At 72.5% G+C, this 11,940-nt stretch carries 15 protein-coding genes and 1 riboswitch; of the genes, 6 read left to right on the top strand and 9 right to left on the bottom strand.

Features of this window, described 5'->3' with window-relative positions:
* Positions 1-4: 4 nt before the first annotated feature.
* Together ACQRWP_RS02500 and ACQRWP_RS02495 are read right to left on the bottom strand one after the other, a co-directional pair.
* The gene (locus tag ACQRWP_RS02500; RefSeq protein ID WP_430500615.1) at positions 5-1,186 is read right to left on the bottom strand and encodes an acetoin utilization protein AcuC; all 1,182 of its coding nucleotides are present in this window, start codon (positions 1,184-1,186) and stop codon (positions 5-7) included.
* A gap of 48 nt (positions 1,187-1,234) precedes the next feature.
* The gene (locus ACQRWP_RS02495) at positions 1,235-2,095 is read right to left on the bottom strand and encodes a sulfurtransferase (protein WP_430500614.1); all 861 of its coding nucleotides are present in this window, start codon (positions 2,093-2,095) and stop codon (positions 1,235-1,237) included.
* A gap of 100 nt (positions 2,096-2,195) precedes the next feature.
* Between ACQRWP_RS02495 and ACQRWP_RS02490 the strand changes: the two genes are divergently transcribed.
* Positions 2,196-2,885: a metal-dependent transcriptional regulator gene (locus tag ACQRWP_RS02490; protein WP_430500613.1), complete on the top strand. Its 690-nt coding sequence runs from the start codon at positions 2,196-2,198 to the stop codon at positions 2,883-2,885.
* Between the two features lie 34 nt (positions 2,886-2,919).
* On the opposite strand, the gene ACQRWP_RS02485 is transcribed toward ACQRWP_RS02490, so the two are convergent.
* From ACQRWP_RS02485 to ACQRWP_RS02475, 3 genes are all read right to left on the bottom strand, one after another.
* Positions 2,920-3,471, bottom strand: a complete 552-nt coding sequence (locus tag ACQRWP_RS02485; RefSeq protein WP_430500612.1) for a hypothetical protein — start codon at positions 3,469-3,471, stop codon at positions 2,920-2,922.
* A gap of 98 nt (positions 3,472-3,569) precedes the next feature.
* Positions 3,570-3,824: a DUF5522 domain-containing protein gene (locus ACQRWP_RS02480; protein WP_430500611.1), complete on the bottom strand. Its 255-nt coding sequence runs from the start codon at positions 3,822-3,824 to the stop codon at positions 3,570-3,572.
* A gap of 34 nt (positions 3,825-3,858) precedes the next feature.
* The gene (locus tag ACQRWP_RS02475) at positions 3,859-4,848 is read right to left on the bottom strand and encodes an asparaginase (protein WP_430500610.1); all 990 of its coding nucleotides are present in this window, start codon (positions 4,846-4,848) and stop codon (positions 3,859-3,861) included.
* Between the two features lie 167 nt (positions 4,849-5,015).
* Between ACQRWP_RS02475 and ACQRWP_RS02470 the strand changes: the two genes are divergently transcribed.
* Positions 5,016-5,579 carry a dihydrofolate reductase family protein gene (locus ACQRWP_RS02470; RefSeq protein WP_430500609.1) on the top strand — a complete coding sequence of 188 codons (564 nt, stop codon included), beginning with the start codon at positions 5,016-5,018 and terminating at the stop codon, positions 5,577-5,579.
* Positions 5,580-5,633: 54 nt separating this feature from the next.
* Positions 5,634-6,575: a MerR family transcriptional regulator gene (locus ACQRWP_RS02465; RefSeq protein ID WP_430500608.1), complete on the top strand. Its 942-nt coding sequence runs from the start codon at positions 5,634-5,636 to the stop codon at positions 6,573-6,575.
* Between the two features lie 32 nt (positions 6,576-6,607).
* Here ACQRWP_RS02465 and ACQRWP_RS02460 read toward each other — a convergent pair whose 3' ends face one another.
* Positions 6,608-7,543, bottom strand: coding sequence for a DUF2332 domain-containing protein (locus tag ACQRWP_RS02460; RefSeq protein WP_430500607.1), 936 nt, complete (start codon positions 7,541-7,543; stop codon positions 6,608-6,610).
* A 143-nt stretch (positions 7,544-7,686) separates the two neighbouring features.
* Between ACQRWP_RS02460 and ACQRWP_RS02455 the strand changes: the two genes are divergently transcribed.
* Complete coding sequence (locus ACQRWP_RS02455; RefSeq protein WP_430500606.1) at positions 7,687-8,799, top strand: FAD-dependent monooxygenase; 1,113 nt, start codon at positions 7,687-7,689, stop codon at positions 8,797-8,799.
* 50 nt (positions 8,800-8,849) lie between these two features.
* Here the strand turns inward: ACQRWP_RS02455 and ACQRWP_RS02450 are convergent, their stop codons facing one another.
* From ACQRWP_RS02450 to ACQRWP_RS02440, 3 genes are read right to left on the bottom strand one after another with little or no spacing between them, the layout of a single operon-like run.
* Complete coding sequence (locus ACQRWP_RS02450) at positions 8,850-9,818, bottom strand: CU044_5270 family protein (RefSeq protein ID WP_430500605.1); 969 nt, start codon at positions 9,816-9,818, stop codon at positions 8,850-8,852.
* 15 nt (positions 9,819-9,833) lie between these two features.
* Entirely contained in the window at positions 9,834-10,403 is a 570-nt protein-coding gene (locus tag ACQRWP_RS02445; protein ID WP_430500604.1) for an RNA polymerase sigma factor, read from the bottom strand.
* Positions 10,400-10,642: a hypothetical protein gene (locus ACQRWP_RS02440; protein ID WP_430503407.1), complete on the bottom strand. Its 243-nt coding sequence runs from the start codon at positions 10,640-10,642 to the stop codon at positions 10,400-10,402. The genes ACQRWP_RS02445 and ACQRWP_RS02440 overlap by 4 nt, the downstream gene beginning before the upstream one ends.
* Here ACQRWP_RS02440 and ACQRWP_RS02435 point away from each other — a divergent pair.
* Together ACQRWP_RS02435 and ACQRWP_RS02430 are read left to right on the top strand one after the other, a co-directional pair.
* Positions 10,603-10,842, top strand: a complete 240-nt coding sequence (locus tag ACQRWP_RS02435; protein ID WP_430500603.1) for an NIPSNAP family protein — start codon at positions 10,603-10,605, stop codon at positions 10,840-10,842. The two genes, ACQRWP_RS02440 and ACQRWP_RS02435, sit on opposite strands and share 40 nt — an antisense overlap.
* A 76-nt stretch (positions 10,843-10,918) precedes the next feature.
* A riboswitch (ZMP/ZTP riboswitch) is annotated at positions 10,919-11,000 on the top strand.
* 13 nt (positions 11,001-11,013) lie between these two features.
* The gene (locus ACQRWP_RS02430) at positions 11,014-11,913 is read left to right on the top strand and encodes a bifunctional 5,10-methylenetetrahydrofolate dehydrogenase/5,10-methenyltetrahydrofolate cyclohydrolase (protein WP_430500602.1); all 900 of its coding nucleotides are present in this window, start codon (positions 11,014-11,016) and stop codon (positions 11,911-11,913) included.
* Positions 11,914-11,940 lie beyond the last annotated feature (27 nt).

Raw genomic sequence — 11,940 nt, 5'->3', positions numbered from 1 at the left:
CGGCTCAGTCCCGTGGATCGTGCGGGTCGAGCCCGAGCAGCGGGAAGACCGTCTTGCGGGTTGCCGCGATCGCCCGGTCCACCGCGTTCGGCTCGCCGGTCGGCTGCCACGGCTCGTACGACGGGTCGGCGTCGTCGGTCATCCGCAGCGGCACCTCCCGGCCCAGACGGCGGGAGGCGACCAGGTCCCGCCACGCGGGTGGGGTGAGCGTGGCCGGGTCGATCGGGTCACCGGTGGCCACGGCCAGCAGATGACTCCAGGCCCGGGGCACCACCTCGACGAGCGCGTACCCGCCGCCGCCGGTGGCCACCCACCGGCCTTCACACAACTCGTCGGCGAGCGCCCGCATCGCCAGGTAGGTGGCCCGCTGCCCGTCCACCGTCAGGTTCAGGTCGGCGAGCGGATCCAGTCGGTGCCCGTCGGCGCCGCACTGGCTGACCAGCACCTGCGGCCGGAACGCGCGCAGCACCGACGGCACGATCGCGTGGAACGCTCGCTGCCAGCCGCTGTCGTCGACACCCGGCGGCAACGGCATGTTGACAGCGGTGCCCTGCGCGCCCGGCCCACCCGTCTCGTCCGGGAAGCCCGTGCCCGGGAAGAGCGCCAACGGGGTCTCGTGCAGGCTGACCGTCAGCACCCGGGGGTCGTTCCAGAAGATGTCCTGCACCCCGTCGCCGTGGTGCACGTCGACGTCCACGTACGCGACCCGCTCGGCGCCCAGGTCGAGCAGGCGGGCGATGGCCACCGCCGGGTCGTTGTAGACGCAGAAGCCGGAGGCTCGGGCGGACATCGCGTGGTGCAGCCCACCGGCCACGTTCACCGCCCGGCGGGCGTCGCCGCGCCAGACCGCCTCGGCGGCGGCCACCGTCGCGCCGGCGATGAGCGCGCTGGACTCGTGCATCCCCTCGAAGACCGGGTTGTCGGAGGTGCCCAGCCCGTACCCGGCGAAGAGCGGGTCGCGCGGCGCGTTACGCACCGCGGCGAGGTAGGCCGGCTCGTGCACCCGGGTGAGCACTGCATCGTCGGCGGGCTCCGGCTTGACCACCCGCACCCCTGGCCGATCCAGGATGCCCAGCTCGCGGGCGAGCGCGATGGTCAGCTCCACCCGGACCGGGTCGAGTGGATGGTCACCCATGTCGTAGGCGAGCAGCGACTCGTCCCACACCACCACCGTGTCGTCGGACATGAGCCCATCGTCGCACGAGGACCGGCGCCGGCCCACCGCACGCGCTGGTCAGCGGCCGGGTGTCGACCCGGAGGCGACCGGCCGGGCCGGGTCGGCCACCCAGTTGCTCCACGATCCGACGTAGAGCGCGGCGTCCGCGCGGCCGGCCAGGTGCAGCGCGAGCACCGCCTGGGCGGCGGTCACCCCCGAGCCGCAGTACGCCCCGACGGCCCGCCCCTCGGTCACCCCGGCGGCGGCGAACCGCTCGCTCAACACGTCGGCGGCCAGGAATCGGCCGTCCGGCCCGACGTACTCACCGGCGGGCAGGTTCGCCGCTCCCGGCACGTGCCCGGCGACCGGGTCGATCGGCTCGACCTCGCCCCGGTAGCGGGGCGCCGTCCGTACGTCGAGCAGCACGGCGTCGTCCGCGGCGGCCAGCGCGGCGGCCTGCCCGGCGTCGAGCACCGGGAGATCACCGGGGCGCACCACGACGTCACCGGGGGGCGGGTTGGGCGCGTCGGTGGAGACGGGCCGGTCGGCGCCGACCCAGGCCGGGTAGCCGCCGTGCAACACACGGACCGACCGGTGACCAGACCAGCGCAGCGTCCACCAGGCCCGTGCGGCGGCCATGCCGTCGCCGCCGTCGTACACCACCACGGGGTGACCGGCGCGGACGCCGGCGGCCCGCAGCGCGGCCTGCAACGCGGCCGGGTCGGGCAGGGGGTGCCGGCCGCCGGCGCCCGGCGCCCCACAGAGCGCGGTGTCCAGGTCGACGAAGACCGCCCCGGGCAGGTGGCCGGCGAGGTAGTCGTCGCGGCCGGGCGGGCCGACGAGCCGCCAGCGGACGTCGAGCAGGGTGGGCGGATCGACCTGGTCGAGTTCGGCGACGAGCCGATCGACCTCGACCAACGGCTCCTGGGTACCGGACATGGCGACCATCCAACACCATTCGCGTAGACGGCACGCGGTTCGGCGAAGGTCGCCAGCCGTTCACCGAGGTAACATCGTGTACCGGAGGGCCGCTGACCTTATGAAGTCTCACGACCTGGTCGACACGACCGAAATGTACCTGCGCACCATCCTCGAGTTGGAAGAAGAGGGGGTGCCACCGCTGCGTGCCCGGATCGCCGAAAGGCTGCAGCAGAGTGGCCCCACCGTGAGCCAGACCGTCGCCCGGATGGAGCGCGACGGCCTGCTCACCGTCGAGGGAGACCGGCACCTGACGCTCACCGCCCAGGGTCGCGGCAGCGCCGTGTCCGTGATGCGCAAGCACCGCCTCGCCGAACTGTTGCTGGTCAACGTCATCGGGATGCCCTACGAGGAGGCCCACGAGGAGGCCTGCCGCTGGGAGCACGTGATGAGCGACGCCGTGGAGAAGCGGGTCTACGACCTGCTCAACCGGCCGAGCCGTTCCCCATACGGCAACCCGATCCCCGGGCTTGAGGAGCTGGGTTCGCCGGCCGCGGAGACCACCGAGGCCCCCGAGGGCGAGCGCAACCTGGCCTTCCCCGGCCTCTCCGGGTCGGTAGTGGTGCGCCGGATCTGCGAGAGCGTGCAGAAGGACGCCGACGTGCTGCGCCAACTGCACGCCGCCGGTGTCGACCCGGGCGCCACTGTGACAGTGGCCCAGGAGCGCGACGGGGTGTCGATCGACCGCTCCGGTGACCGGGTGCGGCTGCCCCGCGAGGTCGCCTCCCGGGTCTTCGTCGCCGCCAACTGAGTCGCCGCCCACTGACCAACCGGGCACCCGGGCGTCACAACGCCCGGGTGTCCACCTTTTTCGCCAACGCGGCCAGGTCACCGGTCAGCTTCTCCACCGCCGAGCGCTCACTGCCACGGGCCGCGGTCCAACTCACCGTGGCCAGCCGTCCGTCGCCGGCCAGCCAGCCCACCTCGGCGACCGGCCCGCGCCCGCTCGCCGCGGCGGTGGTCCGCTTGTACGCCTGCTGGCCCAGCCCGGTGACCTTCGCCGCCTTGTCCGGCACCACGTCAGCGCCGAAGCTGGTCTTGTCGATCGTGGTCTCGGTCACGCTGAGCGTCAGCTCCGGCAGGGCGGCACCCGCGGCCCGGACAACACACGTGTGGGTGTCGCCCTGTTCGCTGGCCGCCGCCACGTCGAAGCGGACCTTCACCGCCTGCTCGATCACCGTGAAGTCCAGCAGACGGCAGGCGCCGCCCGAGGAGGCCGCCGCCACGTCCACCGCGATCGGCACCGGCGGCGGCACCGCCACCGGTTCCGCCTCGTCGGAGCAGCCGCTCACCAGCAGCAGCCCGGCCAGCCCGGCGACAACGATCCGCCCGCGCACATCCCACCCTCTCGCCGACCGACGGCGGAAGGCGCCCGCCAGATGTCCGTCGGAAACCGTACGGGCTGTCGGTGTCGGGCGAAAGCCCTCACTGACGCCTATTCCGACGGTGTATCGCCCACGTACGGACAGTGCCGGCAGCCGCGCCCGCAGCACGTGCCGCGGCGGGCCAGGAACCCGGCGCTGAGCACGAACAGCCCGCTCTCCGGGTCGAGATAACCGGCCTCCCCAGCGGCCAACGCGGCGGTGTGCGCGGCGAGGATCCGGGCCCGGTCCGGGTGTTCGGACGACAGCCGGGACGGGTGCGGCTCGGTGAGCGGCCGGTCAGCCAGGGGTCGTCGCTCTCCGGTCACCGCAGCAGTCTAGGGACGAGCACCGCCGCCAGGCTCATCCGTGCCGGGCCAGCGCGGCGGCCACCTCGTCCCGGCCGGCACCCGCGGCGAGCAGCAGGCGCAGCAGCACCCGGGCCTTGTACGGGTCGAGCAGCCCCCCGTTGAGCAGGCCGCGTCGTTGCAGGTCGGTCTCCGAGCCGACCGCCCCGTACGTGTGGCGCAGCACCGACCCGGCCCCGGAGCGGGAGGTGAGCACGACCGGCATCCGCTCGGCCAGATCCCCGAGCACCGGGGCGAGCGCGGCGGGCACGTGCCCAACGCCGAACCCGGCTACCACCAGGGCGTGGTGGGTATGGTCCAGGTCGTTCAGCAGCAGCCCATCGTCATCCATCGTCACCACGTACAGGGCCACCCGGGTCGTGTCGAGCCGGTCCGGGTCGACGGGTGACAGCGGCTCGTGCCGCACCGGCCGGGTCAACACCCGCACCTCGCCCTCGATCACCTGCCCGAGCGGCCCGGTGTTGGGCGAGGCGAAGGTGCTGATGCTGGTGCTGTGCGTCTTGCACAGCCACCGGGCGGCGTGTACCTCGTCGTTGACCGCGACCAGCACGCCCAGGTCACGGGCGGCCGGGGCGGCAGCCACCCGCAGCGCCGCGAGCAGGTTCGCCGGCCCGTCCGCGCCGGCCAGCGTGGGGTTGCGCATCGCGCCCGTGAAGACCAGCGGGACGGCGTGCGGCCAGACCAGGTCGGCCAGGAAGGCCGTCTCCTCCAGGGTGTCGGTGCCCTGGGTGACCACGACACCGGTCGCCCCGTCGGACACCGCCCGGGACGCCTCGTCGACCACGGCGAGTAACTGCCGGCCGGTGAGGTGGGCGCTGGGCACGGCGTGGGTGTCCCGCACGTCGACCGGTACGCCCAACTGGGCCAGGCCGGGCACTGCGGCGGTGAGGTCGGCGCCGGTGAGCCGGGTGACCACACCGGGGCGGCCGGCGTCGGCGCCACCCATCGCGATCGTGCCGCCGAGGGTGATCAGGGCGATGGACACGGGTTTCGAGCCTCCGTTCGGCCGCTCGGTGCAGCGGCCCCGGGACCGTACCCGCCGTCCGGGATGCGACGACATGCCCCCACAGGCATCGCGGCGAGCGGTCGTTTCGTCGTACGGTCCGACGACGATCGGGTTCGACACCCGTCGACGCACACGGAGGAGACGCGATGCGGAAGATCGTTGTGCAGATGAGTCTGTCGTTGGACGGGTTCTTCGAGGGCCCGGGCGGCGACATCGGCTGGCACCAGGTCGACGAGGAGTTGCACCAGCACTTCAACGACGTGATCGCCCCGATGGGCGGGTTTCTCAGCGGCCGGGTCAGCCACGAGATGATGGCCGCCTACTGGCCGACCGCCGATCAGGACCCGGCCGCCAGCGGCCCGGAGCGCGAGTTCGCCCGGATCTGGCGGGACATGCCGAAGATCGTCTACTCGCGCACCCTCGACCACGCCGACTGGAACGCCACTGTCGTGCGCGAGGTCGACGTCGAGCAGGTCCGCAAGCTCACCGCAGAACCGGGCGGAGACCTGGCGCTCGGCGGGGCCGACCTGGCCGCGACGTTCGCCCGGCACGACCTGATCGACGAGTACCGGATCTACATCCACCCGGTGCTGGTCGGTCGGGGCCGTCGACTCTTCCCCGACGCCGAGACTCCGACCGGTCTGCGGCTGGTGGAGAGCCGGGTCTTCGGCAACGGGGTGGTCCTGCTCCGCCACCAGCGGGTCCGCTGACCGATGAGCGCGGCGGCTTGAGTCTCCACCGGGGGGAGACGCGAAGGTGGGGGCATGAGCGGCGAGACGCGTCACACGATCGGCGACCTGGCCCGACGGACCGGCCTGAGCGTCAAGACCATCCGGTACTACGCCGACAGCGGGGTGGTGCCGCCGACGGACCGGAGCCCGGCCGGCTACCGGCGGTACGGCCCGGCGGCCGTGGCCCGGTTGGAGCTGGTCCGGACGCTACGTGACCTGGGCCTGGACCTGGCCACCATCCGGCGGGTGGTGAACCAGGAGGTGCCCCTGCACGAGGTGGCCGCCGCACACGCCGAGGCGTTGGCCGTGCAGATCCGGGTGCTGCGGCTGCGTCAGGCGGTGCTCACCGTCGCGGCGAGGCGCGGGTCGGGCCCGGCCGAGGTGGACGAACTGCACCGGCTGGCCCAGCTCACCACCCGCGAGCGGGGGCAGTTGGTGAGCGACTTCCTGGACAGCGTCTTCGCCGGCGTCGGCGACCAGCCCGCCTACCCGGGTGTGATCGTCTCGTTGACGCCGGAGCTTCCCGACGACCCCAGCACCGAGCAGGTCGAGGCGTGGCTGGAGCTGGCCGAGTTGTGCCGGGACCCGGAGTTCCGGGCCCGGATGCGGCGGCTGGCGCAGCAACACGCCGCCGACCACGACGTACCGGGGCTGCCCCGCCCGGACGCCGTCGCTGTGGTCCGGGACGCGGTGGCCCCCGCCCTCGCCGCTGGTTTCGACCCGACCAGCCCGGACGCCGATCCGGTGGTTGCGGCCGTCACCAGCCGGTACGCGAGCCTGCACTGTCACTCCGACGACGCCAACCTGCGTCGGCGGTTGCTCGACCGGCTGATTCCGGCCAACGACCCCCGCCGGGACCGCTACCTCGACCTGTTGGCGGTGCTCAACGGCTGGTCCACCGGCGATGCGACGGCACCGGCGGTGGACTGGTTCATCCGGGCCCTGCGCCACCGCATGCCCGAGCCGGCAAGTTGAGCTGACCCAGTCGAATCAGAGGCCTGGTGACGTCAGCCGAACCAGGTCAGCGCCTGGCCGTGGCCTCTGGCCCAGGCCAGCGGCTTTCCGTCGAGCGCGAGGACGTTGTGCAGCGCATCGCTCGGCGGGTCGGGCAGCCCGTCGTACCGGAGCACCTCCGGCCCCTCGTTCGCCACCCAGTGCCCCGGCAACTCCCGGACCAAGCGGACGAACGCGTCCCGGCGCGGGGGCGGCACCTGATAGAGCACTGACGTGTGGAAGACCACCAGCGTCGCGTCGGTCGGCGCCCGCGCGGCGAGCGCCGGCAGGTCGTCCACCAGGTCGCCGCGGACCAGCAGCGGCGGGTCGGCCGCGGCGACCGCAGCCGCGGCGCGCAGTCGGGCCCGCCGGTGGGCGTGTTCCGGCCAGATCAGCGCGTCCAACCAGGACACATCGTCGGGGTCGGTCACGTCGAGCGGGTTGAGGTCCAGGCCGGCCCGCCACACCACCTGGGGTACGCCTGCCGGCGGCACCAGCCCGTTGGCCGCGCAGTCGAGGACCGGCTCATCGGAGCCGACCTGATGGTCGCCGTAGCGGTACGCGTACCGGTCGGGGTAGAGGCAGAGCCCGGCCGACGCACCGACCTCCAGCAGGGCGAGGGGCTGCGGCAACGCGGCGAGCACCGGCAGCAGGACGGCGCACCGGCCCGCCTCGTTCGTCTGGGTGGCCCGGGCACGCATCTGCGTCTCGATGGCCGGCCAGTGCGACACCACGTAGTCGTGGAACGCGGCCGGGTCGTCGACCGGGCCACCGAGCCAGCGGACGACGCCGAACAGCAGATTCGGCTGCCGCTTGGCCGGCGGAAGCCCGTCGAGCAGGGTGAGCAGGTCATCGTCGCGGGCGACGGCCTGCGACAGGCGCTCATACGTGGGCGACACCCCGCGCGCCTCGCGGCTGCCGAACTCGGCGTACGCCTCAGCGGTCGTCATGCCCTCATCGTCGCAGCCCATTCCTCGGTAATTCAGCCCCCATTTCCGTGCGCTGACTCACCCGCCTCGTAGAGTGCGGCGGCGGCCGGACCGTTGAGCAGCAGCTCAGAGGGGTCGGCGAGGGTAACGGGGAGGAATGTGTCGTGCGGGGTGACGGTGTCCGGGTACTGATCGTCGGCGGAGGTGTCGCCGGACTGGCGGCGGTGGCCGCGCTGCGCGAGTGGGGCGCGACGGTCGACGTGGTCGAGCGGGCGCCCGGGCCGACCGACTCCGGCACGGGCATCTACCTCACCGGTAACGCGACCCGGATGCTCGACGTACTCGGTCTGCGGGAGCCGGTCGCCGACGTCGCCGTGGAGATCACCCGGCAGCGCAGCGCCAACCAGCGCGGGCGTCGCCTCTTCGACATCGATGTGGCCGCACTGTGGCGGGGCGTCGGGCCGTGCGTGTCGCTGCCCCGGGCACAGCTGCACCGGGCGATGCTCGCCGGTGTCGGCGACGCCCCGATCCGCTGGGGCCGCCAGTCGGTCGCGCTCCTTGTGGAGGGCGACCAGGTCGCCGTCGAGTTCGACGACGGTGCCACCGAACGGTACGACCTGGTGCTCGGCGCGGACGGGGTGAACTCGGCCGTCCGCCGGCTCGCCTTCGACGGTCAGGCGGCCCGCGACCTCGGCCAGTACGCGTACCGGTGGGTCGCTCCCCGCATCGACGACGAGCCGGTCTGGTCTGTGCAGTTGGGGCGCGGTCTGCAGTTCCTGACCATCCCGATCAGCGCCGAGCAGACGTACTGCTACTACAACGACGGCCCGGTGGCCGACCGGCCCGGCTGGCGCGACGAGCTGGCCGAGACGTTCACCGAGCCGGTGGCCACCATGCTCAAGGCCCTCGACTACGACGACAGCACCCTGCACGCCGGGCCGAACCATGAGGTCGTGCTCGACTCCTGGTCCCGTGGGCCGGTGCTGCTGATCGGCGACGCCGCCCACGCCACCTCGCCGAACATGGCCCAGGGTGCGGCGATGGCCCTGGAGGACGCGGTCGTGCTCGCTTCCTCGTTGGCCAGCGCCAGCTCCATTGCCGAAGCCCTGCGCGGGTACGAGGCGCGGCGCCGCCCGCGTACCGACTGGGTGCTCAGCCAGACCCATCGCCGGGACAAGGCCACCGGGCTCCCGCCCGCGCTACGCGACCTGGTGATGCGCCGCCTCGGCGAGCAGATGTTCCGCTCGAACTACGGCCCCCTGTTCGCCCAGCCCTGACCGGTCCGACGTGACCGGCCCGGCCACGTCTGGGGCGGTGCCTTCACTGCTCAGGGCAGCTGGCCCGGCCGGTCGACGATTGCGATGCGGAGTAGCGCGACAGCGTCGGACAGGGACTCCTTGCCGTTGCGCACCACCGACCCTCGGGTGCCGAGGAATACGTGGGAGTCGCGATCAAAGATCAGGTCCTGGTTACCGCCGATCACCCCGGGCATCCGGATCGCCACCCCGTGCCGGCCAGCCGCGTCCACCACGTCGCCCGATATGACGACCGCTCCGGGCTCCCGTGCCAGCACTTCGAACAGCGCCGCCAGCGCGCGGGGCGGCACGTAGCCGCCGCGGACCATCGACCGCGCGGTGGTGTACGCCATGCTCTCGTCCCCGTAGAGGGCCTCCTCATCGGCCCCTTCGGGGAGATGCAGGTCGACAGGGTTCTCCCGAAGGTATCGAAGCAGCTCGTCCGGATCGGAGGGCAGGTCGCCGTGGTACGCGGGCGGTTGGAACGCGTCGAGTTCCTTCGTGGGATCGGCGGCATCGCCCATCCGGAGCACCTTCAACTCGCCCCACCCGTTCGGGTCGCTCTCCGGTCGGTAGCGTCCCTGCGTGTACGCGACTCCACCGGCCGACTGCCACAGTTGGCTCCGTGTGGTCTGGTAAGGACCGCTGTCCGGCAGGTCCCGGATCGTCACCAGGTATTCCGTGAAGACGTACTGATCGGGTCGGGCGGTGAGCTCCGGCTGCTGCCGGGCCGCGTCGGCCGCCAGATGGAAGATCTCCGACGCGCTGGCCGTCGGCGGCGGCTGATCGCCCACGCTGATCGTCTGCGCCACCAGCGCACCGGCGGTCAGCGTCACTGCCAGCCCGAACGTTCCGGCGAGGCGCCAACCGCGGAGGAACCGGGTACGACGCCCGGCGGGACGGGCCGCCGACGCCATCTCGGCCCGGTGGGCGACGTGTGCGGTCAGATCCCTGAGGAGCTGCTCCTCGAAACCCTGCGGCGACCGTTCGGTCTCGTTCATCGTCATCTCCGTCTCTCAGGCGAGGGTGGTGACCGGGCGGGCGAGCACGGCGCGGACGACGCGGCGGGCACGATGCAGACGGACCCGAGCGGCGACCGGCGACATCCCGAGCACTGTCGCCGCCTCCGCGACGGTGAGGCCGTCCACGGCGACGAGTTCGACAAGCGTTCGGGTGCCCTCGGGCAGCTCGCTCAGAGCCCGATGGGTGCGGCGGGCCGCCGACTCGGCGTCGATCCGCTCCTCGATGCGGGCGATGTCATCGGGGCCCAGGTCCCGCCGTCCGGCCAGTCGACCGGTCACCCGCAGCCGTTGAGCCGCCCGACGCCGCTCGTCGCCGATGACGTTGCGGGCCACCCCGTACAGCCAGCCGATCTGGCTACCCCGCTCCGGCCGGTAACCGGCCGCCGACTCGATCACCGCCAGGAACACGTCGGCGGTCAGGTCGGCGGCGAGATGCGGGTCGTCGACCCGCCGTGCCACGAACCGGCCCACCGCCTCCAGGTGCCGCCGGTAGAAGACTTCGAAGGCCACCGGATCGACTCCGATGCCGGAAATGTCGTCATCGGCTCGGCTGGGCTCATTCACAGGCCGTCCTCCCTCGTGCCTTCACACCCCTTCTTCGTAAGGCGGAGCACGAGTGTTACCGAACCATTCGGACGGCGGGCGCGGGTCGAGGCAGCGCCGTCGCGATCACCGGGCCGTATGGTGACGCCGTGATCACCTGTGTCGTGCACTACACCATCGATCCGGCGCAGATCGAAGCGTTTGAAGACTTCGCCCGGGCGTGGATGCGTCTGGTGGCCAAGCACGGTGGTGTGCACCACGGCTACTTCCTGCCCGCCGAGGCGCCAGCGACAAGGCCGAGGCGCTGTTCAGCTTCGAGAGCCTGGCAGTCTATGAGCGTTACCGCGCACGGTTCGGCAAAGACCCGGAGTTTGTCGCGGCGGACAGCATCCGCGACAGCTCGGGTTGTGTCGTGCGGTACGAGCGAACGTTCATGCGCCCGCTCCTGCCGACTGATTGAGCCCGACCGGCTCCCACGGCGCTGACGGTGGCGCTGCTGGTCCAACTGGGCAACCGCCCTGGTGATACGGCATCATCGAACCACCGGCGACTGGCGGCACGGGGATGGTGGAACCATCGGGGAGCCTCTCGCGGGCGTCGACCGCCTGGGCGCCTGCGTCGAGGAACCGTCATGACCACGACCAGCGAATCCGCCGAGCACCACACCCCATCCGGCACGGCCCGGCTCCTGCCCGGTGCACCGGTCGCCGAAGCCGTCCTGGCCGAGACCGCCGCCGCGGCCGCCCGCCTGCGCAGCCGCGGGATCACACCGAGCCTCGCCACCATCCTCGTCGGAGACGACGACGCCAGCGCCGGTTACATCGCCATCAAGCAGCGTCAGGCCGCCGCGCTCGGGTTCGCATCCCCGCACGTGCATCTGCCCGCCACCGTCACCCAGGCTGAGCTACACCAGGCCATTGCCCGGTTCAACAGTGATCCGGCCGTGCACGGGCTGCTCGTGCAGTACCCCGTGCCGGGGCACCTGGACTACGACGCGGCGCTGCAGACCATCGACCCGGACAAGGACGTCGACGGCATGCATCCACTGAACATGGGGCGTCTCGCCGTCGGCCTGCCCGGCCCGCTGCCGTGCACCCCCGCCGGCATCGAAGCCCTCCTGGCGTACTACGAGATCCCCGTCGCCGGTCGTGAGGTCGTCATCCTCGGCCGCGGCGCCACCCTTGGCCGCCCCCTGGCCATGCTGCTCGCCCAGAAGCGCCCGACCGCCAACGCCGCCGTCACCGTCGTCCACACCGGGGTGCCCGACTGGGCCCGCTACACCCGCCGCGCCGACATCCTCGTCGCCGCCGCCGGCGTACCCCGGATCGTGCAGCCTGAGCACGTCAAGCCCGGCGCCGTCGTCATCGGCGCCGGCGTCCGCTACGAAGGGCGGCGCCTCCTACCGGACGTGGACGAAGCGTGCGCCGAGGTCGCCGGCGCCATCACGCCCCGGGTCGGCGGGGTCGGTCCGACCACCGTCGCGATGCTGTTCCGCAATGCCGTGCGCGCCGCCGAGCGAGCGAGCCAGTAACCAGCGGAGGGCGGAAACGCCGCGAGC

Origin of the sequence: Micromonospora trifolii (assembly GCF_050516465.1) — a bacterium.
In the GTDB taxonomy this organism is placed as follows: domain Bacteria; phylum Actinomycetota; class Actinomycetes; order Mycobacteriales; family Micromonosporaceae; genus Micromonospora; species Micromonospora trifolii.
This window is presented reverse-complemented; position numbering and strand designations above follow the sequence as displayed.